General features: G+C 47.1%; 11 protein-coding genes. 5 read left to right on the top strand and 6 right to left on the bottom strand.

The genetic code is table 11. The features are described from left to right. Positions 1-48: 48 nt before the first annotated feature. Both FSU_RS06275 and FSU_RS06270 read right to left on the bottom strand, forming a co-directional pair. Positions 49-1,038, bottom strand: a complete 990-nt coding sequence (locus tag FSU_RS06275; RefSeq protein ID WP_014545626.1) for an ORF6N domain-containing protein — start codon at positions 1,036-1,038, stop codon at positions 49-51. Between the two features lie 141 nt (positions 1,039-1,179). Then, entirely contained in the window at positions 1,180-6,147 is a 4,968-nt protein-coding gene (locus tag FSU_RS06270) for a RecQ family ATP-dependent DNA helicase (RefSeq protein WP_014545625.1), read from the bottom strand. 348 nt (positions 6,148-6,495) lie between these two features. On the opposite strand from FSU_RS06270, the gene FSU_RS06265 reads away from it, so the two are divergent. Further along, positions 6,496-6,957, top strand: a complete 462-nt coding sequence (locus FSU_RS06265; RefSeq protein WP_014545624.1) for a hypothetical protein — start codon at positions 6,496-6,498, stop codon at positions 6,955-6,957. Positions 6,958-7,178: 221 nt separating this feature from the next. Here the strand turns inward: FSU_RS06265 and glmS are convergent, their stop codons facing one another. After that, positions 7,179-9,008 carry a glutamine--fructose-6-phosphate transaminase (isomerizing) gene (gene glmS / locus FSU_RS06260; RefSeq protein ID WP_014545623.1) on the bottom strand — a complete coding sequence of 610 codons (1,830 nt, stop codon included), beginning with the start codon at positions 9,006-9,008 and terminating at the stop codon, positions 7,179-7,181. A 129-nt stretch (positions 9,009-9,137) separates the two neighbouring features. On the opposite strand from glmS, the gene FSU_RS06255 reads away from it, so the two are divergent. After that, positions 9,138-9,953: a BamJ family beta-barrel-assembly machinery protein gene (locus FSU_RS06255; RefSeq protein WP_014545622.1), complete on the top strand. Its 816-nt coding sequence runs from the start codon at positions 9,138-9,140 to the stop codon at positions 9,951-9,953. 93 nt (positions 9,954-10,046) lie between these two features. Continuing rightward, entirely contained in the window at positions 10,047-11,354 is a 1,308-nt protein-coding gene (locus FSU_RS06250) for a M23 family metallopeptidase (RefSeq protein ID WP_014545621.1), read from the top strand. A gap of 67 nt (positions 11,355-11,421) precedes the next feature. Here the strand turns inward: FSU_RS06250 and FSU_RS06245 are convergent, their stop codons facing one another. The 3 genes from FSU_RS06245 to FSU_RS06235 form a co-directional block, all read right to left on the bottom strand. Beyond that, the gene (locus FSU_RS06245; RefSeq protein WP_014545620.1) at positions 11,422-12,789 is read right to left on the bottom strand and encodes a S41 family peptidase; all 1,368 of its coding nucleotides are present in this window, start codon (positions 12,787-12,789) and stop codon (positions 11,422-11,424) included. Next, positions 12,753-14,111, bottom strand: coding sequence for a S41 family peptidase (locus tag FSU_RS06240; RefSeq protein WP_014545619.1), 1,359 nt, complete (start codon positions 14,109-14,111; stop codon positions 12,753-12,755). Before FSU_RS06240 ends, FSU_RS06245 begins: the two co-directional genes overlap by 37 nt. 68 nt (positions 14,112-14,179) lie before the next feature. Then, a complete protein-coding gene (locus FSU_RS06235) occupies positions 14,180-14,932 on the bottom strand; it encodes a leucine-rich repeat domain-containing protein (protein WP_014545618.1) in 753 nt (250 codons plus the stop codon). Between the two features lie 252 nt (positions 14,933-15,184). On the opposite strand from FSU_RS06235, the gene FSU_RS06230 reads away from it, so the two are divergent. Further along, a complete protein-coding gene (locus tag FSU_RS06230) occupies positions 15,185-17,077 on the top strand; it encodes an AIPR family protein (protein ID WP_014545617.1) in 1,893 nt (630 codons plus the stop codon). A 121-nt stretch (positions 17,078-17,198) separates the two neighbouring features. Then, on the top strand, positions 17,199-24,488 hold the full coding sequence (gene sov / locus FSU_RS06225; RefSeq protein WP_014545616.1) for a T9SS outer membrane translocon Sov/SprA: 7,290 nt from the start codon (positions 17,199-17,201) through the stop codon (positions 24,486-24,488). Positions 24,489-24,496 lie beyond the last annotated feature (8 nt).

The following is a 24,496-nucleotide window of genomic DNA, read 5'->3' as shown; positions in this document are numbered from 1 at the left end:
GTAATATGCAAAAACTGCTTATTACTTTCTTGTATAACGCCTGAACTGTCAAGTATTCCTTGACGGTTCGGTTGCTAAGTGCTCTAGTAGATGTCGCTTTTCCTCAGATTTTTTCAGTACTTCGTCTAATGTGAATTCTTCTTTGCTGAAAAAGAATGTGTTTGCACCTAAATCTTTCAGGGATGCGCCAAAATGATAAGCAGAGTCGTCAATAAACAAAAATCGGTCGTGCATGCCGTAACTTGGCAGTATTTTTATAGGACAATCGATGTACTGAGCGTTATATGTTGCTAAATCAACTTCGAATACCTTGCTTTTGTCGTAGGTGTATATTGTTACCGACACTCCTTTATTGCGCTTGAGCATCATGGCGAGCACTTTTTCGTCTACATAGCGGTCTACAAGGACAATTCGCTTTTTTGCTTGTCGGATCAATCCGCAAACGAATACATAGGCGTCGAACATCTGGTTGTTGTAGTATAGCCCTTTTGTCTGGAGTTCGCTTCTGTCCATTACCTCGAAGAGTTCATCTAGTTTACGGTCGTGGTCGACGATTTTGGCGCCTTGGTCTAAAACTGTTGTCTCGAGATTGGATAGGCGACGGACCAAACCTCCGTTTTGCATCAGAGTGTGTCGCATTTCGACAAATGCGTCCATGATTTGGAGGGATACACGAATGGCAGTATCGCTACGCAATACTGATGCAAGCATTGCAACTCCTTGTTCTGTAAAGGCGTAGGGCATTTTTTTGATGTGTAAGCCTCGTTTGTTCCCACTCTCGTTTAAAGTCACAAATTGTGACTTTAAAGATTCGGGAATTTCTTCTTTTTTCAACATAAAGCAGTTTCTTTCAGGAAAACGTTCTTGATTTCGCTTAACCGCTTGGTTTAGCGCTTTTGTTTCTACCCCATAAAGCGTTGCTAAATCACGGTCTAGTAGAACTTGTTTCTCGCGGATAACTTGAATCATCTTTTCCACGGATGAATTGACGAGTGGATTCTGGACGATGATATCTGCATTCTCGGTCTTTTTGTTCATTTTTCTCCTTATAACAAAAAAAGCCGTATTCCTTTAGATATAAGAAATACGGCTTGTCGCAGGTTTATCCTGCCACTATAGCTTGACTATTGGAGAATATACAAAACACGGTATGGAAAAACAAGTGGGGAGTAAATTTCGCTATTTGTTGATAGAATCCTTAGCAAATTCCACCCTAAATAGTGGCACCCATGTTTCTTGACCATCATCAGATGTCCAGCGAACAACTTGTGAAAGAGTTGCTGTAGTAGTAGGTTTATAGCCGTACCTTTGCAGGTATGCGATACATTTTTTTGAAAAGTCGTTAGAGAATGCCGCAATCAGCCTTCCGTTAATATTTGTATTGTAGTTGTGAAATTCTTGACTGAAATTTACGCTGACATCGCTTTGTAGGGATGATGTTTCAAGTTTGCTTTGAATATATCGAACTCGATTTCTGTTTTTTTCATTTTCAAGAAGATGCCCAAGATTGACATCACTGAGTCCTGTTTCAATGTGCAAAACATTCGGAATTTTTACACTATTGACTTTACCTTGTTTTGCAAAGTGGCTAATCCATTCATGTGGTAGCATTTTCTCATCGCCGATAATAGTTAGGCTTTTCTTTGCACGGGTGGCTGCGACATATAGCAAGCGATAATTTTCCTGAGCCTTCTTTTCATCGGCATCTTTCAGAACCCAAGAGCCTAATGCGAGAATAACATTATCCCATTCAAGTCCTTTTGCACTATGCATTGTTCCAATAGAAACTGCGCCCATGTTTTTTGATGAAAAATCGCTGTAAGATACTTCGCTTAAATATTGATTGAAGTCGCCTAGAGTAATAGAATCTTCACCACAAGCAGTTTCTGTTTCGATAAAATCATCTATTAGTGCATCTAAAAGTTCAAAGGAGCTTTCTGTTGGGTGGCTTGTTTTATAGTCCTCGGCTATGCGTTTAAATTCTTTTGCGCTCCACGGAAATTTTCCCACTCTTGGATCTTCTTGAAGAATGGCGTAGAAACCTAAAATTTCTCGAGTCTTCTCAATGGGGCATTTGTCCTTATCTCGGCCTTTTAACATTCGATATGGAACTTGTTTTTCTTCAAGCTTCGCTGCAGCCAAGAACGCTTCTGCATTTTCTCGGGTTAAAATGCAGTAAGACTCAGTTGGATTTGATTTGAATTTTTGTGCAAGAATTTCAGCTGCGCCGAATGCTGCAGTTGCCTTGTCTCCTTCTTCGTAAAATGCAAGCTCGGCTTGGCTATGCTTTAAAGCGAGTTGTTGAGAACCTTCTTTTACGCGTTCTGTCATCAATTCGAGTAATTTTGCATTTGCTCGGACGAGACCAGCAACGGAACGGTAATTAGTTGTTAGATAGAATTTTTCTGTATTAGGAAATTCGTCGGCAAATTTTTGGAAGTATTCGGAGGAACTTCCTCGGAACGCGAAAATACTTTGATCGTCATCGCCAACTACGATAACGCGAGGATCTTTTTCTCCTAAATCATATAGGGCTCGTAATAAGCGATATTCTCCTGCGGATAGGTCCTGAAATTCGTCGACCAAGATAACTGTGGGTGCTCCTACACCGGCTTCTTCGCCTGATTCTAAAAGCTCTGCTGCTTTGGATACGACATCGTCTGCATTTTCAAGCGCTTTTTTGTTTCCTTGTACTCCTAAAATTGAAAAGGCGAGCGAATGGAAGGTGGTGATATTTACCTTTGCTGCTAAAGGGCCTGCTAAATCGAATAAACGTTTCTTCAGCTCGCGACATGCTGCGCGAGTATATGTTAGACACAAGATTGAATCTGGCTTTGCTTCTTCAATCCATAAAAGAGAGGCTACTTTATGGACGAGTAAGTGCGTTTTTCCCGAGCCTGGACCTGCACCTACGAGAATGTGCTTTTTACGGCTTTTGATAATCTTGCGCTGTTCGTCATTGACACTTTCTATTTTTCGTTTTAATTCATCGGATACGGATTCCATCTGTTCTATGCCTTGCATATATTTTAGACGGAAATCCGCTATATCCATGACGAAGTAATCGTCTAGCAATTGTTGTGCCGCTTTTTCATCAATAAGCATCATCTTTGCATATTCGCCAACAATGTGAATAGCTTCAGCCTTGTGCTTATAATGAGTGTTGAGCATTTCAAAATCTTTGGCTGTGAAATTCCGTTGCTTTGCCTCTGGATTTAATTCCATGACAAGTCCGGTATAGAAAACAACAAGACCATGATCTAGCGTGATAGAACCAACAAGATGTAAGAAAAGAAGTGCATATTCAAGCTGCTTTTGCTTCTCAATGCGAGCGACAGCTATTTCACCTTTTTCCTTGTACATTCTTTTCATTAAGCCATTCAAAGAGAACCAGACAATATTTCCATTTTGGCGAGTCTGTTCCTTTTGCATTTCTATCAAGGTGTCAATGACTTTGTCAAATAATTTCCATTGCTTTCTGAGATTTTCTTTGACGGATTCAGGCGGAACAAGAAACTCAATTTGATAAACTTGGTGACCCGCTTCTACAAGATGAATTTCGGCGACACTTTCATGTGCCCAATAGCGTAAAATACCACGGAATATGAAAAGATTGCGACGTGATGTTGATGCACCAACTGCATCGCCTCTTTGGTTCAACAGGGAATTGAGTTTGGTCATGTCTAACACAAACCGATCGTTAATTCCCTTGCCTTCACAAGCTTTTAATAGTTCCTCTTGTAGTTCGTATGCCGCTTTTAAGAGTGAACGAGGTGTGTCGTTCCCTTTTCTTTGTAATCTTGCGCTCCAGTCATCGTCTTCATTAAGAAGGTGTAATGAACGCAGCAAACGTAAGCCGTCGTTGGCTTGCTCTCTTGTTAAGCCTAGATTGACAGTGAGCTCGTCAAGAGCGCATTCAGGAGATCGTGTCCAACGTTTGCTGATGATGTGGTGAATGATTCGGTATGCAATGCTTTCTACCGAATTAAGAATTTCAATTTTATCGGAGCCTATAGCTTCTCGGGCTTGCTCTGCGGATTCTACTGTAATAGAAGAACCGTACATTTGGGTTCTATTGCGTTTACGTTTTAGGAATCCTTGTTCTTCCAAAACGAGAATGGCTAGCTTGACTTTTGTTGTGTTAACGCTGGCGTCCGTTTCTTTTTCAGTCCATCCGCATTGGTCGGCAATTTCAAGTGCCGACATAATCAAACGATTTTGATTACCTGCTGCCTTTTTAAGTACTCGCCAAACAGCAGAAATTTCTTGTGCAGAAAGTTTAGATTGCTGAAGAATTTGAAAATTTGTGTCGAGATCTTTTGGATTGAATAGTGCAATACAGCTTGCTTGCAATTTGGGATCACGACCTGCACGTCCCGCTTCTTGAACATAATTTTCAAGCGTACTTGAAATTTCGTAATGAGCAACTAACTCAACATTGTCTTTATCAACGCCCATTCCAAATGCGGTTGTTGCGACCATTGTGTCGACTTCACCATTTTGGAATTGGTCTTGAATGGTCATCTTCTTTTCGGATTCCATTTTGCCATTATAGCAGGCACTTGCAAAACCGCGGTTGTGTAATTCTTCGGCTAGAGATTCTGTAGTCTTGACCTTGGATGCGTAAATGATTTTAGGACCATTGTAATCACGAAGAACATTTACTAATTGTTTACGACGTTCGTTAGGTGATTCCGAAGATTCAAGAACTTTGTATGTCAGGTTTGTTCGTTTGGCTGGGCTAATGAACTTGATTAAATCAAGATTAAGACGTTCCTTGAAATAGTTGCAAATATCGTCTACCACAGATTGCTTTGCTGTAGCCGTAAAACAACTTACGGGAATCGGAGTTTCAAGATTCTTTTCTTTTTGCAAATCTTTTAGAAAATCTGCTAAGTAAAGATAGTCGACTCTAAAATCATGTCCCCAACCGCTAAAACAGTGTGCCTCGTCAACGACGATTCGTTCTACGCGTCTGTGCTTCAATAAATTGAATGTCGTATTGGAACGCAATGACTCTGGTGAAATGTAAAGAATATTCTTTTCGCCATTGTTGACTTTCTCAATGACATCTTTTCTTTCGGCTGGCGATAGCATTGAGTTTATGTAGGCCGCGTCTCCAATCTGTCTTCGTTTTTCGAGTACGTCAACTTGGTCTTTCATTAGTGCAACAATAGGAGATATTACAACTGTAAGCGCTCCTATTTGTGTTCCTGCAATTAATGCGGGTAGCTGGAACGTCATGGATTTTCCGCCACCAGTCGGGAATACCGCTAACAAAGATTCTCCTCGCATTGCCGATTCGACGACTTGTTGTTGCAGAGGAACTTGTTCTCCGTTAAAAGAACGAAAATTGTCAAAACCAAACCATTTCTTTAACTGTTTGGTGGAGTTTAGTTGTTCGGAACAATAAGGACATTGCGGGTTGCCACAGGGAACAAGTCGCCTGCGATGCAAAATGTTTTCAAGATGCGGATATTGGTATCGCACCCAATGTGGTACGTAATCGCTAGGCCCTTCTTCATGAAAAAGTGTTAAAAGAAAACACCATTCAGCACGATATGCAGCCCATTCGTTTTGAAAGTTTTGGCGAAGGCATATCGTTTTTTCGTAGTTTTCGGTAAACCAATGTTGTATTTCTGACAGCTTTAAACGTAGTTTTATCGGATTTGGCGTATCGACAAGTTCGAAAAATGGCGCAAAACCAGGCTCGTTTTTTAGAAATTGAAATAGTAGATATTGGAGCTGCCACGGATAATTATCCCATTTTTTAATGCAGTCCTCTAACAGCTTCTTGCAAAGCTTGGTGTCTTCCAACGGGTTCGAAGGTTCGTCTTCATTATGCAGATATTCCTTGCGTAGTTTGTGGTAAGGCTTGCGAGGAAACAATAACGATGACAACATTAAAGTGTCGAGCGCATGGATGTTTGGAAAATCAATAGAAAAATATTGCCGGAGTATTGGGGCGTCGTGACGAAGTACATTGTGCCCTACGATGTATTTTGCTTTTGATGCTGCTTGTTCTAGTTTTGCAGTATTTCTTTCACGAACTTCTTCTTCGCCTAGAATATAGCCGTATTCCCGAACCTTTTGTGTTTCGGGATTGTATTCCAAATCAAAAAATAAGAATTTGCTAAAATCAGCCATTTTTTCGAAATATAAAAGAATTTAAGGATAAAGGAATAGCTTTTTTTTACAAAAACCTCGCTATAACTCTCTAAATGTGCCTTTTTCGGTGGTATGAGGGGGCTTTTTCCCGAAATTACGCCCTCTTGACTGCTTATTCTCCCTTATTGTATATTTATGGTATAGAGGTATAATTATGACTGAAAATTTGATAAAAGACACTTTACATGCCATCGAAACGATGGATCATTCAAGGGAGGCCGCTCTTCGACGGTTGCAAAGAGCGGGTATCCTTACTAAAACGGGCAGAATGACTGCTCTTTATCGTAGGTGTATCCAGGCTCAAACGCCTAAAGGATAGACCTTTTTATGGACGATATCTACTTGGACCGTCCTAATTTATATATTGGATTTCATGGTTGCGAAAAAAAAGTGGGGATAGATTTAATTCTTCATCCTAATCGCATTCACATGAGTGCTCATGATTATGAATGGCTTGGTCATGGATTCTATGTGTGGGAAAATAACTACGATAGAGCTTTAGATTGGGCGAGTAATCATTATCCGAAATTTAAGGAATCGTTTGCAATTGGCGTCGTCTATACGCTGGAAAAATGTCTTGATTTGACAGACAAGCATTTTGTTGAATTGCTTTCTAAAGATTATCCTGAATTTCTCATAGATCTAAAGCGAATGGGGGCGCCTATACCACAAAATACGGATTTAAAAGGAAAACCAAATCCTAGTGGAGTTCTAAGGTATTTGGATTGTTTTTTTGATAGAACATTTGCATTCTTTAAGGGATATTGCCGAAAATATTCCTTATTTTGATACTGCTCGCGGTGCATTTACTGAAGGAGCTCCAGCTTATCCGGGAACTCAATTTGGAGATAAGAATCATATCCAAGTGTGTGTTCGTAATAAAGAATGTATTAAGGGATTTTTCTTGCCTCGGTATTGAATCTGACTTTCTGGTGAGCTTGTATATAGCACAAAGCCCCTCCCGTCAGGGAGGGGTTTGCGCTTTGGAAATTCCTAATTCCGAATTACCCTTATTCCACCGTCACGCTCTTGGCAAGGTTTCTCGGCTGGTCCACGTCGTTTCCGCGCAACACGGCGATGTGGTAGGCGAGCAACTGGAGCGGAATGCAGGCGAGAATCGGCATGAGCATCGGGCGGGTCTTCGGGACTGTGATGATGTGGTCAGCGATTTCGTCAAGTGGGTGGCAATCTTCCGTCGTGACGGCGATGACCTTGCCTCCGCGAGCCTTGATTTCGCGGATATTGCTGATGATCTTGTCGAAGAGCGAATCCTTCGGGGCGATGACCACGACCGGCATGTTTTCGTCGATAAGGGCAATCGGACCGTGCTTCATTTCTGCAGCGGGGTAGCCTTCGGCGTGGATGTAGCTGATTTCCTTGAGCTTCAAAGCGCCTTCCATGGCGACCGGGTAGCAGAAGTGGCGACCGAGGTACAAGAAGTTGTTTGCCTTGCAGAGCGTCTTGGCAATTTCGGCGATGCTGTCGGAGAGCTTGAGCGTTTCCGTCACGAGATCCGGAAGTTCCAAAAGGTCCTTCACGATGTCGGCGCCTGTTTCAAAGCTGAGTCTGCGTTGGCGGCCGAGCAAGAGGGCAATCATGGCGAGCACGGTCACCTGGCTTGTGAAAGCCTTGGTGCTGGCCACGCCGATTTCCGGACCGGCGTGCAGGTAGACGCCACCGTCGCTTGTGCGAGCGATCGTCGAACCGACACCGTTACAGATGGCGAGTGCGGTTGCGCCTTTCTGCTGGGCTTCGCGGAGAGCGGCGAGCGTATCTGCAGTTTCGCCGGACTGGCTGATGGCAATGACGAGAGTTCCCGGCTTGATAATCGGGTTTCTGTAGCGGAATTCCGAAGCGTATTCGACTTCGACCGGGACGCCAGCCAAGTCTTCAATCATGTATTCACCGACCATGCCTGCATAGTAGCTTGTGCCGCAGGCGGTGATGATGATGCGGTTGATGTTACGGAGTTCCTTGATGTTCGTGTCGAGGCCAGCGAGCTTTGCGTTGCCTTCGGCGGTGAGCAAACGACCGCGCATGGTATTGCGCAATACTTCGGGCTGTTCGAAAATTTCCTTGAGCATGAAGTGCGGGAATCCGCCCTTGGCGACTGCATCGGCGTCGAATTCCACGTCCTGGACTTCGCGCTGCACTTCGTGGCTGCTCATGTTCACGATGGAATAGCCGCCATCCTTGATTTGGACAACGTCGTTGTCATCAAGGTAAACGACTTTCTGCGTGTGGTTGATGATGGCGGAAACGTCACTCGCGAGGTAGAAATCGCCATCGTTTCCGATACCCAAAATGAGAGGACTTCCACGGCGGGCGCCAATCAAGACGTTCGGTTCGTCGCTGCAAACAACGCCAAGACCGAAAGTACCTTCAATCTGCTTGAGAGCCTTGAGTACGGCGGATTTGAGGTCGCCATTGTAATAGCGTGCAATCAGGTGGGCTACGACTTCGGTATCGGTCTCAGACTTGAATTCAATACCTTCGGAGATGAGCTTCGCCTTGAGGCTTGCGTAGTTTTCGATAATGCCGTTGTGGACAATCGAAATCTTTCCGTCATAGCTTGTATGAGGGTGTGCGTTTGTTTCGGTGGGGGCGCCATGGGTGGCCCAGCGCGTGTGGGCAATGCCAATAGAACCCTTGAGCGGGGTGGTCTTTAATTTGTCTTCGAGAGCCTTGATTTTTCCGGATGCACGGACAACTTTTATTTGACCGTTATCAATGACGGCAACACCTGAGCTATCATAGCCTCGGTATTCCATTTTCTTGAGTCCTTCGACGAGGACCGGTAAAGCTTCCCCTTTTCCATTATATCCGATAATTCCGCACATAATATTTCCTGATAGTTTAATTGATAGCGGAAAATATACTAAATGTAAAGGTAAAAAGAAAATTATTGTAAGCTTTATGTGGTTTGTTTTACTATTTTAAGAACGTCTATTTTTTCATAGAGGATAAAAATGAAGACTAAAATGCTTATTGCAGCTGGCGCTCTTGCCATGCTTATGACGGGTTGTGAACCGTGCAAATCTGCTTCTACCGAAAAGACCTCACTTGTGACTGAAAAGGACAAGTACAGCTACGCTCTCGGTGCTCATTTTGGTAACCAGGCTCGCTTCCAGCTCGTGACTCGCGATTCCATCGATCTCGATCTCGACCTCTTCATTCAGGCTTTCAAGGAACGCTACAATAGCGATTCTGCAAAGTTCTTGATGAACGATTCCGTCATTATGGAAACGCTCAACAAGCTTTCTGCTGACCGTCAGGCTGAAAAGGCAAGAAAGGATAGCCTCGCTGCCGAAAAGAACAAGGCCGATGGTGAAGCATTCCTCGCTCAGAACAAGACTGCCGAAGGTGTCGTGACCACGCAGAGCGGTCTCCAGTACAAGATTATTCAAGAAGGTCAGGGTGCCACCCCGACGGACGAAGACAAGGTCAAGGTACACTACACCGGTACGCTCCTCGATGGCACCAAGTTCGACAGCTCTGTCGACCGTGGTCAGCCGCTTGAATTCCCGGTCACGGCCGTTATCTCTGGCTGGACTGAAATGCTCAAGCTCATGAAGGTTGGCGAAAAGGTCGTCGCATGGATTCCGAGCGATCTCGCTTACGGTCCGCGTGGCAACCGTGCTATCCCGGGCAACTCTGTCCTCAAGTTCGAAATGGAACTTCTCGAAGTGATCGCTCCGGAAAAGCCTGCTGAAGAACAGAAGCCTGCTAAGCAGGAACAGAAGAAGCCTGCTAAGGCTGCTAAGAAGGCTGCTGCTCAGCAGTAATCTTAAGCAATCCGCTTGAAATTGAATGCCTCGCGCCCATCCGCGCGGGGTATTTTTTATCTTTGCTTTTGAATTTTTTAAGAGCGGGTGTTTATGTCCAGAATTTTCCTTTTGTTGTGTGTTGTAGCGATTGCGCTTACCGGATGTAACGAACAGAAAAAAATTGATGCATTGACTCAAGAAAATGCAAGGCTTGTTGCCGCCGCCGATTCTTTGAAGGCTTTGATTTCTAAAGCTCAGGGCGAAACTTCGAAGTGGCTTGTGAAAAATGATACTGTCCGTGCGGGGGATGGTCTTTTCCAGGTGCTTTACCGCATGAACATCAACGAAAAGGAACGCGGTAAGATTGTGCTTGCCTTGCAGGACTCTGTTGAACTTGCCGCACTCCGCGTGGGCCAGGTGTTTTATGCCGCTCTCGATACCGCAGGCGATGTCCAGCGTTTCCGCTTTGCGCCGAACCCGGCGACCGTCCATATGTTGAGCAAGGTAGATTCCGGTTTTGCCTATAGCCGTATTGATAAGCCGGTAACGATCCGTCAGTCCGTTTTTGAAGGAGCTCTTGAAAATGGGAGTACGCTAAGTGGCATTTTGCACAAGGTCGGTATTCCCGGTCGTATGGTGGGCGTTGTGAGTGCCGTTTTGCAGTGCAAGGTCTCTTTCCAATTGGCTCGTCCGGGTGACAAGTTCCGCATCTTGCTCGAAGAAAAGTTCTATCAGGATTCCATCTGGATTAGTGGCAAGGTGCTCTATGCTGAATTTAACGGCCATACGGTGGGCCATCATGAAGCGTTCCGCTATGAAGATCCGGATCCGAAGAGTACGTTTAACGCTCATTACACTGAAAAGGGTGAAGCTCTCATTTTCGAAGGTCTCCGTTACCCGCTCGACCGTTTGCATATCACGAGCCCTTATGGCGCCCGCATCCACCCGATTACGGGTCGTCGCACTGTGCATCACGGTATTGACTACGGTAGCCCCAAGGGTTCTCCGGTCTATGCGGTCGCTGCTGGTGTCGTGACGGTTTCGGGTTACGATGACTTGAGCGGTAACAAGATTGCCATCCGCCATAGGGATAATACTGAAAGCTGGTACATGCACCTTTCCGTGCGCGGTGTGAATGTCGGTACGAAGGTTGCTCCGCGTCAGGTCATTGGCCGCGTGGGTTCTACTGGCCGCAGCACTGGCCCGCACTTGCATTTGGGTTTCAAGGACAATCGTGGCAACTGGATGAACCCGGCCAAGAAGACGATGATTGCAACTCCGAAGCTTGAAGGCAATCGTATGGCCCGCCTCAAAAAGCAGGTGGCCGATATCCGCAAGGAAATCGAGCTTACGCTTGCATCGCCTGCTGTCAAGGTCAACGATACGGACGTCATGGTCCGCATGCGCGTGCTGAAGTAGTTAGACAATAGACGAGAGACTAGAGACGAGAGGTTGCTCGCTACTTGTTGTTTACAGCCTCTTTCGTCTAAAACTTTTTTCGGTATTCATTCGGCAAAAGGTAGAATCCCGGCATGGAGTCGGGTTCTACTGCCATCTTCGCGAAGTTTCCCGTATTTACCGTTCCGTACCCGGCAATTCGAACGTAGCTTTGATCTTTGGCGAGTGCCACCGCTTTTTCAAGTGCCTCGTCATCATCGCTCAAGGTGAAATCCGGCATGATGCCGTACTTGTGGTAGCTTATCCTTTGCTTGTCGATGACTTTCATGCTGGTGATGGACGCTATTGAATAGGATGGGGTGACGGAACGTGTTTGGCCGATGCCCTTGCCGTATGTGACTGTTCCGATAACCGGGTATTTCTTGTTGGCTACAGTTCCTGCAATCATGACTTCAGAACAGCTAGCCGTCCTTCCGTTGGCGAGAAATACGAAATAGCGGTCTTTGGCAAAGCCGTCTGTTTTGTTGATATAGAAAGTCGTATCGAAAGCTTGTCTCTTGTGAATAGTGTCAGCGTAAGCTGAAATGATGCCTATGGTTGTATCGCCTTTAGAAAGCAAAGTTTGTGCCATGGCGATGCATTGATCGAGGTCCCCACCTCCGTTGTAACGCAAGTCGATAATTGTTGTCTTGTATTTTTCTGTTTCGCGGAGGTATTCGACAAATTCCCCGTAAGTGCCGGAGTCGTTAGAAGTGTATGCGGTAAATTCGCTAATCTTGATGACGGGGATGGAGTCCTTGAATGAAATGTCTACAGTTGGCGAACGGTAAGAATCTATGACTACGGGAATCGTCAATGTTGTCGTGTCGCGTTTGATGGTGTAGGTGATTGTATCGCCTCTCTCGGCAACGGTCAGTCTCTTGAAAACAGTTTCGTTTGTCAGGGAAACCCCTTCGATTTCGGTAATTTCGTCGCCTACTTTCAGTCCCGCTTTGTCAGCCGGTGAATTTCTGTCAATTTGACCGATGATGTATTTATCGGGCATTTTCAAGGAATCAAGCTCAAAGCCTGCCCCCATCAGTTCTTCGGAAGACATCCAGGAACTGATGTATGTAAGCGCCCTTGTGGGGTCCATGTAGTTGGTGAACGGGTCGTTCATCAATGCGTACATGTAGTAAATGTCATGGAAATCCCAAGGGTATCCTTCATCCACTAGAAATTGAGTGTTCACTTTGCCGATATAGCTTTCAGGGCTGTCAAGGTATTTGTCCTTGTCTATATACAGGTAGTAGAGTGAATTGTAATTGTAGACAAATTCTTTAGTCATCCCGAAGGCGGTAGGGGTTAGCCCAGTCCAGGCCGATACGGAATCGTCGTCAGAAGAACAGGCAGAAAGGCCAATGCTTAAAATGGCAATGGTTAAAAACGATATGGAACAAAATTGCCTTCTTCCCATTCTATAGCTCCTCCATCAAATTCATTGATGTCGTCTTTCATTTCTCGGTACGGCTTGGCGAGTGCCTTGACTTCTTGGTAAGGCGTTTTGACGCCATAAAGATCATGTGCGATTTTGGATGCGCAGACTTCTCCAACGGTATTGGTGCATTCGTATTTGGGAGTGATGCCTTCGCCGTGGTAGGAATTTCCCTTGGGCGTTAAAAATTCATAATTGGTAATGATGGCGAGCCCACCGGCGTATGTATGGAACGTTGTCTGTCCAATGCCTTTGCCGTAAGTCCTTGTGCCGACGAGAGGGATGTCTGTCAGTTCGGTGACTGCCGATATGAAAATCTCAGAAGCGCTAGCGGAACCTCGGTTGGCTAGGATGATGTATTTCCCTGATTCTCCGATGTCTCCGGCTTTGGCTTTTTCACTTGAGGTGTGAATGACTGATTTTCCGTCGGCATCCAGCGTGCGTGAGCGCTTTGTCGAAAGAGTTCCTTTGCTAACAAAGAGATCTGCCATGGAAATGCACTGGCTTACATGCCCGCCGGGGTTACCCCTCAGGTCCAGGACGCGGACTCGCTTGTCCGAAGTGGTGGAATCCAGGTAGGCCTTGAGTTCTCCGTAAGTGCCTTTTTTCTGGTCCGCAGTATTGAGCTTGAATCCTTCGATGGCAATGAATATAAGCCCCGGATATCCTTCGTCAGAATTTTCGAAGAGAGTATCAACAAAGACTGTCGGTGCGTAGACAGTTTCCTTTTCCAGTTTGTAGGCCGTTGTATCGCCGTTATGCGCTACGAGAATGTCGATGTTTTTGCTGTAATTTAGAATGGAGTCGTAGACCGTAGCAGCGGTTTCTCCAGAGAGCTCTATGTCGTTTGCTTTAAGGATGTTGCCATGTCTCGGAACTCCGGCCCTGCCGGCTGGGCCTTTGGGATAAACGCGATCGATGGAGATAGGGTACTCATTGCTCCAGTTGTATAAGTAGCGCATTCCGACATCGCCTTCAACAAGGCTTGTGTTGAGTTGGGTGATGGCTTGGTTGCTATTGGCTGGGGGAATGTACCGCGTGTAGGGGTCTTTGAGCGTTGTATATAAAATTTGGACGGAATCCCCGTCTTCTTGCAGGTTGGGGAGTTCGTCCTCATACATGTAGACGTTTTGCAGGAGCCAGTAATTGAATGCGTATTCGGACTTGGGCTTCGGAGTGCTCTTGACTGGATGGAAAAAATCCGAGCAAGCGGCTAATAGGAGAATAAAGACGAGTGATGCCAGACGAGAGGCGGGAGAAAAAAATTTAAAGAAGTGACGAACGAATTTTGTTTGTGAATTCATCCTCTATTTCCTCCTTAATTTTTTTGTCTCTCGTCTGTAGCCACGGAGTGGCGTTCTTTCGCCAAATACTACTGGTCGATGCTCAGGCCCTTCTTGTCGAGGAGCACGCGAGGAACTCCTTCTTCCATCGGGTTTTCGATGATGGAGATGGTCTTGAGGTTTTCGCATTCGGCGAGGCTTTCCGGGAGCGTGGCGAGCTGGTTTGCGTCGAGTACCTGTTCACGGAGGTTCTTCAGGTTGCCGAATTCAGACGGAATGGCTCCCAGGCGGTTTCCGGAAATCATGAGGATTTCGAGGTTCTCGAGGTGCGAGAGCGTTGCCGGGATGGTTGAAAGTTCATTGTTGTCGAGGTAGAGCTTCACGAGGCTCTTCATCTTGCCGATGGTCGGCGGAATTTCGGAGAGCATGTTGTCGTGGAGCGAGAGCTTCACGACCTTCTGCCAGTTGCCGATTTCGAGCGGCAGGTCCAGAAGCTGGTTTTTGGCAATGTTCACCGTCTGGAGGTTCACGAGCTTGCCGACAGATTCCGGAAGGTCCGAAAGGCTGTTGTAGCCGAGATAGAGGTTTTCAAGCTTGGTGAGCTCACCGATGGATTCCGGCAGTTCCATGAGGTCGTTTTCGCTCACGGAGAGGCTCTTCAGGTTCTTGAGGAGGCCGATGTCGTCGGGAATTTCGACAAGCATGTTCCGGTCGAGGTTCAGTTCCTCAAGGGACTCAATTTCAAAAAGTTCCGGGGGGAGGAGGCGCAGGCCTTTCTGGGAAAGGTCGAGCGTCTTTGCTTTTTCTTTTTTTGCTTTGGCAATAACGTCTAGTAAATTCATAAAAAAACTCCTAATATTTAAATCATAGCTTTTTTGTTCAAAAAAACGTAAAGTCCACAAAAAAAATGTAAAAAATGAGATTTTTACACATTTGAGCACTGAAATTTTGTATTTTTCTAAAAAAAATTGAATGTTTTATCTTTTTTGCACGCAAATATTATGATTTGAAACTATTTTTAAGGTGCAAATTACGAATATTCCAATATATAATAATATTGTATATTGGTTTTCAGTGTAATTATTGAGGAAAAAATGGAACTAACAAAATCGCAGGAACGCCGCTTAGCATTTGTCGCTAGCCTCTTGAGCTTGAACCCTAACGACCCGAACGATAGAATCAAGGCACTCCGGCATCTGAACCTAGATGAAAATGGATGCTTCCACGGCTTCCAGTATTCACAGGGCTTTATGGAATTCTTCATCTTCTTGGACGAAGATACTCCGCTTGAAAAGGTTGTCGCACACCTGAACGCTGACTTGAAGCAGCTCCAGATTGCGGTGTTCCGTACTAGCGACCCGACCAATCCGTTCTTCCTCTCACTTCGCGAAGAAGCCGACCCGTGGGCAGTCAACAAGATTTCTGACGACGAATCCGAAGAAGATTCCGACACGCCTGCAAGCCGTCCGTACATGGAAACGCTCGAAATCACGGTGCTCCGCACTCGCGCAAGCCGCGACATCACGGACTCCGAACTTGAACGTACTCTCAAGGACATGCGCAGAAAGCTCATGCTCTGGAAGGCTGACGTCAAGGCAAAGCTTGAAATCATTGCCGAACATGACGACCTTACCCGCGACTTCCGCAGCGCAGACGACAAGCTTGAAATCGAGATGGACTCTGAACCGCTCCACCTCACTTCTGATCACGGCGAGCTTTTCCTCGGCTTCTGCCCGATCCGCACGATTTTTGACTACCACGTTGCCCTTGGTAAGCGCCTCAAGACCAAGCACAACATGGCTATCGTCAGTTCCAACATCCGTACTTACCTCGGTAACCTCACTCACACGAACGCAGCCCTCATCGATGCTTTCCAGACGATGGAACGTAACGATGACCAGAATGTGAATGTCGACGACTTCCCGTTCCTCCACAACGGTATGACCCTTACGGGCGATGACCTGCGTCTCAAGGAACGTGACGGCAAGAAGGTCCTCTTCATTGAACGCCCGAAGATCATCAACGGTGCTCAGTCCCTCTTCACGTACGAACAGTATGCCAAGAAAAGCAAGCATCCGGTGAACCCGCAGGTGCTCGTGAAGGTCGTTGTGCCGTACCAGGGTGCCGACAACTTCCTGAATCAGGTGACTATGGCTAACAACCGCCAGAACCCGGTGTTCAGCTACCATCTGCGTGCCGCTGACGACCTGCAGTTCTTCATTTGGCAGCGTTACCAGGAAGAAGGCTTTACCTACGTTTACAAGGACGGTGTCCGCCTCAAGGCCCGTACCCGTAAGCTCGAAGTCCGTATGCGTCCGGAACTTGCAAAGACCTTGTTCCTCATGGACGGAAAGCTCAGCGAATGCCGTTCCAGCGACTGCATCTTCGACAAGGAAACTCTCTACCAGCGCTGCTTCGGTGCTTTTGTGCGCGTTGCCCCCGAAAAGGAAAAGGACTTCGTCCGTAAGACTATCGCCTTCACGAAGGCATGGCAGCTCCTTAGCCGTCTCCCGATTAAGATCCGCAAGGTCACTCCGGGTAAGGGTGTGTCTATTGAAGCTAACGATGATAACCCGCTGACCCGCATCACGTGGAATGGCCGTCTCGAAGACAAGTTCATCTTCCGCAGCGCCGTTAGGGATCTCGTGGTCGCTCTCGCCCTTAAGCACTGGCTTGTTTATGGTAACCCGATCCAGGACTTCGAATGGCTCGTCGAAAACGAACTCAACTTCAACGATTCCATCCTCAAGTACGCCTCCCGCATTTACACGGATGACTTGAAGAACATCTTGATTTCTGAATTCAAGGACAACACGGCCTACTACGACACCATCACGACGATTGACAAGGATTCCGGTGAATCCGTGGAACGTCGCTTGTGGAAGGGCTTCTCCAATACGGCTACTTACGACAAGATGATCGACCTCTTGTGCAAAAAGAACCCGGCTTGGGAAAAGTGTCGTGGCGGCATTGAAATGTTCCTCTAGTTTATCCTTTAATTAGGGTCTAGAATCCGGTTTTGAAGCGCACCCGTAAAATGGGTGCGTTTCTTTTTTTCTATGTTATCGGTGCTAATTTTGTAAGTCCCGTTTTTGTATTTTTTTACCGTTGCGTTTTAGAAAGTTTTTAAAATCCGCCCTTTGGGGTTTTGCTGCATGCAGCTTTGTCGCTGTGGGTTCCGTCTGGTCTCAAGATGGAACGCTTAGCTCGTACGAATCACTTTTTGACGATGAACTTTTTCAGGATGTTCCGGCGCCTAAGTCTACAGCTTCTGTAGCTTCGTCTTCGAGCGCTCCGCCTGCTTCAAGTGCGGCAGCTCCTACATCTAGTGCTGCTCCATCCAAGCCGTCTCAACCTTCTGTGGCGGTTTCGTCTGCGGCAATGCCTGCATCAAGTGCAGTGGCGCCTAAATCGTCGGCACCAGTTTCGTCTGCTTCCGTTTCAAGTGCATCGAAGCCTGTTTCAAGCGATGCAAAGCCTGCTTCTAGTGTTTCGGCTCCTGCCTCTAGCGCTTCGGTTTCCTCTTCTGCAGTCAAGGTGTCTTCGTCTTCTGCAGCTGCAAAATCTTCGTCGTCTGTAACAAAATCGCAAAAGCCCGAAGTTACAGCACCTCCGCGTACGGTCGCAAGTGCAGAAACTTCTGCGGAATCGGTTTCCGATGAATCTGCGGACGTCTGGACTCCGTCTATCAAGTATATCCCTGTGCCTAAGTCTACATCCCCGCTCGACGGCCTCCTCCCGATGGGTGGTATCGGCATGCGTGCGGGCTTGATGAATACGTCGAAAGGTCAGGTGTTCTCGCACGATATTGATGTCGCGACCCGTGAAATTGACGTGACAGAAAAGCGTGTGAACTCGCTTTCCCGTACGGATACGACGGTGCTTTGGACATCGCATTATCCGGAACTTGCAGATTACGTTTCGGACATGTACGATGTTGGGCGCAAACGCCTTTGGCTCAATGGCCTTGTCGGCCAGAACGATGGTGGATACGAAGCGCCTGAAACGGGTTCTGTCTTTGATATCACGATTCCTGTGAACATGCCTGCATGGATGAAGGACTTTGGCTTCAACAAGCCGAAACTCATGCTCAAGGGTACGATGGACGTACGCTTCAAGGGCTATGGTGAAAAGGATGATGCCGAAGGCAGCACCAAGACGAGTCTCTGGCCGTCGCCGTCCTTGGACTACAATCCGAGCTTCATGGTCGAAGGTAAGATTGGCCCGTACATCACCGTCGAAATCAAGAACGTGGATGAAGGTCTCGGTTCGCAGAACGAAGTCCGCGTGGTCTACGAAGAATCGTTCAAGGGTGAATTTGAAGATTACATCTTGCAGCGTGTTGAAGCGGGTACGACAAACCTCTCGCTTGCGGGTACGGAGTTTACGGGGTATTCCGAAAACCATCAGGGTCTTTTTGGTATCAAGGCCGACTGGAAGCTGGGCGACTGGAAGTTGACGACGATTGCCTCTCAGGATGGCGGTCAGCAGGAAGAGTATTCCATCAAGGCGAGTGAATCAACGACCGAGTTCCAGATTACCGATAAGCAGTTCCTTGCGTACCGCTATTACTTCTTGAACCACAAGGTGAGGACTGACTACGTCAATGCAGCCATCAAGAAAGGCAACATCAACTATCCGTTGTCTGACCTGAAGCTGTACAAGAGAAGCTCGCTGAATGAAACGGACAATGTCATCAAGGATGTCACCGTTGTTTATACGACCCAGCAAGGAAAGGAAATTAGAAAGGTTGTAAACCGCATGGAAGAAATTCCGCGATCGGATTACAAGTACGATCCTAAGACGGGTATCTTGAAGATTAACGGTGTCAACCGAAACACACTCATTGCGGCGAACTACAGTAGCGAGAACGAACAACGCAAGGGCAAGGATTTGCGCAATGGTGGCGAAGCGGTCCTTATCCAGTGGGATGCAACGCTGAGCGAACTCAAGGACATTGACAAGTTGATGTTGCGCAATGTGTATTCCATCGGCATTTCTGATGCGAGTGCAAACAACTTTGTGCTCCGCATGAAAAACAAGTCGGGCGTTTCCGGAAATTACTTGAAACAGCTCGGACTTGCGGATGAGTCAAACGGAACTCCGCTGGTGAACGACGCTACCATATTCAAGAAGGATTCCCTAGGTAGCTATACCGGTGAAATGTGGTTGCCCTGTAAGCCGTTTACCGATACAATTTATTCAGGACGTTCTAACGCTCTGGAACTGGCTAAGCAGAACTGCTTGGAACCTTTGCGTAACCTGGATACTACCTCGGCGATGGAACAGCTTTACACGCTCCCGGTTTACAACCTGAACCGTTACACGAGCCTGTTCTACTTTGAATCTGTGGGCAAGCGCCGTAACTCTACGCTTAGCGTGCGTGATCCGAATTCGAGCTATTCTGTGAATAGCGGTAGCTGCATGGATATTTCTCCGGGTTCTGAAAAGGTGACTGCCGGTTCGACAACGCTTATCCGTGGGACTGACTACGAAGTCAATTATGAACTTGGCCAGATTGAACTTTTGAGTGAACGCGCTCTTGACCCGAACAAGGAAATCAAGGTCAAGTTTGAATGCGAGCCCATGTTTGAAGTGGACAACAAGTTGCTTTTGGGTGCTCGTGCAGAATTGCCTCTTGACCTCTATGGCTTTGGTGCTGGTTCTGTCTTTGGCATTACCGCCCTTTACAAGAGCCAGAGCACAACCGCCGAAGTTCCGACTCTTGGTAACGAACCGTACTCCAGCTTCCTTTGGGGCTTCAACCTCCGCTTGCAGGATTCTGTGCAGGCTCTCACGGACTTGGTCAATGCCATTCCGGGTATCCAGACAACCGCATCTTCTAACTGGCGCGTTGAAGCTGAATTTGCCGGTAGTAGGCATAATGCGAACACGAGCAGCACGCAGACCGCTCTTGTCGAAGACTTTGAATCAACCTCGACTGGCCTTGTGTATCCGCTTTCTAGGCAATCCTGGTATCCGGCATCTCCTCCGGGCGGTATTGACTCTCTTCCGTTCAGATCAACTTACATCGAGGACTTGGACTATCGTCATCAGGGTGAGTTTATCTGGCATAGCAACAATACGGAACTCTACAAGTACATTTACGATAACGTTGGCAACTCTGATGTCGATAACCAGCACTTGACGGTGCTCAAGATGACGTTGCGCCCGAATGATAACCTCATGGGTAATTCTTGGGGCGGTATCATGCGCGCAAACAGCTCGTATTACCAGGACTTGAGCGAGATGAAGTACCTTGAAGTGGTTGCTCGTGGTAATTCCGGTTCTATCTTTATTGACTTGGGTCTTGTCAGCGAAGACATCTCGATTAATGGTTATGCACCTAACGGTATTTACAACGGTGAAAACCAGCTCGGCATGACGACCGCAAGGCACGATAGAGGTCTTGACGAGCTTACTGGTCAAGATGAAAGCAGGGTCGCTTGGGATTGCCGCTATTCCGTCTGTCGTTCGGATACCTTGAGTGCCTCTAGGGGTAATATTGATCTATCGACGAGAGATATTGCCGGTGATGACTTCAAGGACCTGGATGAAGAAAGCGATCCGCCGAAGAGCATTAACGGTACTGAAGGTAACTTGGGCGAACGTGCTTATGATACCGAAGATATCAATAGGAACGGTTCCTTTGATACGGATATCAGCTTTGTCCGTTACCGCATCGACCTTTCTAGCACGGATAAGCTTGAATTTGAAGAACTGAAAAACGGCTGGCGCAGATGGCGTATTCCGCTGAGCCAGTACGATACGATTGTTTCTTCGACGGGTAGCGGCTATCGCGAAATCCTTGCGGAATCCCATTTCACCCGTATGTGGCTGGGCCGTCTTGGTCCTGGTGTTTCCGAAGCGAAGGTGCAGGTGGTAAGCCTCGGCGTTTTGGGCAATGCCTGGGAAGAAACGACTGTTGCAAGCTTGTATCGCACTTCTACGAACGAAAATTCGCAGATTGTCGAAGTGAACGGCGTTGAAAACACGGTCACGGAAACGGTCTCTTCTGATACGACCTACATCAATGTTTCAACCATCAACAACCGCGAAAATGCGAAGACGTATTTCAAGTCCCCGAATACGGTGACGGAACGCGATGCGGATTCGAATGCCCCGCTCAAGGAAACGGCTCTTGTCTTGGATTACCACAACATGAGTCCTGGCCAGGAAGTCGGTGTGACGCGCGTGTTTGATGTCGATACGAAGAACTTCTCGGCGTATAAGTCCCTGAAGATGGAAATCCATTACGAAAACGGTGCCGAAACGAAGTCCTCTGTTCCTGTGCGATTTGCATTGCAGTTTGGCGAAGGCTCTATTGAAGGCTCCAAGGACTATTATGAATGGAGTTTCCGCCCGAAGGATTTGGACATGTCGGGTTGCACTCCGGACCGCGTGCAGGATTGCCATGAGCAGAACTGGATTGATAACGCCTTTGCTATGAACTTGTCCGACTTCTCGGACCTCAAGCGTGGCCGCCATCCGCCTTATTTGGACCCGGTTGTCAAGAAACTTGACGGTGATAGGGAAGAAGTGCTTCGCTTGGTCGGTAACCCCTCCATTACGAAGGTGGACTGGATTCGTTTTGTGATTATCGCGGATTCTTCGGCTTCTCGCAATGACCTCAAGGGTACATTCTGGATTAATGACCTCCGCCTTTCTGACATGGATACGGAATGGGGTTATGCCGCCCGCGTGAACGGTCAGGTGAATTTTGCAGACTTTATCTCGCTTTCGGGTGCTGTGCGTTATCAGGACGGCGACTTTGCAACGCTCTCCAATTCGGGACGCTCTCCGAAGCCGGACCTTGCTTCCGCTGCATCTCAGCTTGATATTTCTGCCGACATTTCCATTGCGCTCAACAAGTTCTTGAACGATTCTCTTGGATTCCACATCCCGATGTCGTTTAGCTACCACAGCTCTACGAAACGCCCCTACATGAAGCCCACAGACGACATGATCCTCAACAAGAGCAGCTTTGTCGATTTGACGGGTGATATGTTCCAGGGCGACCTTGCCGTAGAATCCGAAGAAGAAGAAAACAGGTTGAGGGATAACGCTGAATCCAAGGGCTATGAATCCTATGAACAGGATTTGGGCTTTAGCATCAGCTACCATAAGGATTACAAGGCTAGCGAAACCAAGCTAGGTGAATTCTTCTCGCAGGCTTTCTTGGAACGTCCGGCGTTAAGCTATTCTTACCACCAGTCCGAAGGCCGTTCTACGACATCGGCGGACTCCACGTATTCGTACCATGCGATGTTCGAGTATAAGCTGGGTACGTTTAGCATGTTCAAGTTCAAGCCGTTCGAAAGCCTTTCAAAGTATTCCTGGCTCAAGGACTTCTCGAAGACGGAATTTGAACCGTGGCCGCAGACTTTCGATTTGACATTGTTCGATTTCAACTACGTGCGCTATGTGAACCAGACTCGCGATCCGGACTTTGTGGAACCGCAGGTCGATAAGGTCGTGACTTATACTGCCGAGCTCAACCACAAGTTGAACATGCGCTGGAACATCCTTTCGTTCCTCTCGACGAGCTATTCTGTCAATATCAAGCGTGACATGTTTGGCGGTGGAGACCGTGAAGCTTTCGTGAAGGAAAACTTCTTTACGTTTGACAAGGGCGGTCTTTTTGCGAGCGGTTACATCTTTGACCACGATCATTCTGACAGAAAGGTCTACGTCTCTCGCGACAGTCTCGTAGTTATCCCGCTGGATACGATTGCAAAGACGGATGCCAACGGCAAGCAGCTCCCGATTGACTTGCAAAATCCGGATTCGTACGAAATCCGCTATGATACGACTTCGTTCTACAAGGTCGATAGCGTTGGACATCGCGAATATGGACGTGCTTACGGCATTCTCCGTAACGAACGTTCCAGAAATCAGCAGTTCAGGATTAACTTCAATCCCAAGCTGATTCCGTTCTTGCCGTTCAATATGCAGTTCTCTTCGGACTTTAACCAGCAGAAGAGTATTCCGGACGATTTCAATTTTGAAGATCCGTCTAACGTCGAAAAGAATTACTGGACGATTTCGCAGACGAACCGCTTTGAATTTACTCCGGCTCTCAGAATCATTGATCTTGCCAATTTGTTCGGCAAGGATAACGCTGTTGCCGGATTCTTCAACAAGCTCAAGTGGCGTGAAGTCAAGTTCAACTGGAATGCAAGTACGAATACGGTCGGTGAAAACTTTACTCTTTCTCAGCTGTACGAAGAACAGGGCGTGACTCCGTTCCAGTATTACCTCTATGGTCTTGGTCTTGGCGATGGTCACGGTGGTCGTGGTCTCTGGAATATCATGACGGGTAATATGGGCATGACTAGCCGCGATGACTTTACCGGTTTTGCCCAGTACAGGAACAAAAATGTGGATACGCTTGTCTATCAGGGTAGCTTCCGCAATTCTGTGTCTCGTTCTTTGCAGATTTCTACAGGCCTCACTTTGCCGTTCTGGGATATTTCTTTGTCGACAGACTTCCAGTGGAAAGAAGACTTCTCGCAGTCTCGTGAATATCCGCTGTACATCGATACGACAACCACCTTCCCGAAGTTTGGCATCGGGATATCGATTCCGAACATTTCCCAGAAGGTTTCGTTCTTGAATCGTTTCCGTAGCGTAAGCCTGAATAGCCGCTTTGACTATTCCCGTACGGTGACAAGCCGTCCGTTCCAGAGCGCCGAAGATTCCTGGGCTAGAGTCTGGAACTTTAACCCGCTTATCCGCGTTTCTGTCCTTACGCAGAACAACTTGCGCATTGAAAACAGCGTGCGTATGAAGATTGAATCTACCGACCGCCGCCCGAAGGAAGAAGTGATTTCGAATCCTTGCTGGCCGGATGAGTCCGAGGAAATCTGCACGGATACCACAAAGTACTTCCTTGAAACGCCGTGGATCCCGACTTGGCTTTATAATGACTTTGCCATTAATGTCGGTGATGACTTCTCAATTTCGTACCCGCTCAAGCTTGACAAGGGCTTCCAGATTTGGAAGTGGTTCTTTAAGCTCAAGAACGATATTGACTTGAAGCTTACTGCCGGTTACGATTACAGGAAGACTATCCGTAAGGAATACAAACCGGTGGAAGGTTATGACATGATGAACGAGGAATCGGGTACGGATGGCGTATTTGTGCGTTATCAGTATGATTCCGGCGTGAAGCCTTTTGTAGCTTACAAGCCGAAGCTCGAATTGAACTACCGCACGGTTCCGTCAAGAACGCACGAATGGTTCATCCGCCCGAGTGCTTCTTACACGTTCAACAAGATGGCTTCGCTCAGTTCGTACATCGAGTACAGGCAGATTCATGAAAAGCTGGACGACGAAACGGCTCATATCCGCCAGATTCTCCAGTTTGAACTTGCTCTGATGCTGAGATTTGATTAGGAGCGATC

Origin of the sequence: Fibrobacter succinogenes subsp. succinogenes S85, from assembly GCF_000146505.1 — a bacterium.
Lineage (GTDB): Bacteria > Fibrobacterota > Fibrobacteria > Fibrobacterales > Fibrobacteraceae > Fibrobacter > Fibrobacter succinogenes.
Note: the sequence above shows the minus strand (reverse complement) of the source record. Positions and strands in the feature narration are given on the sequence as shown.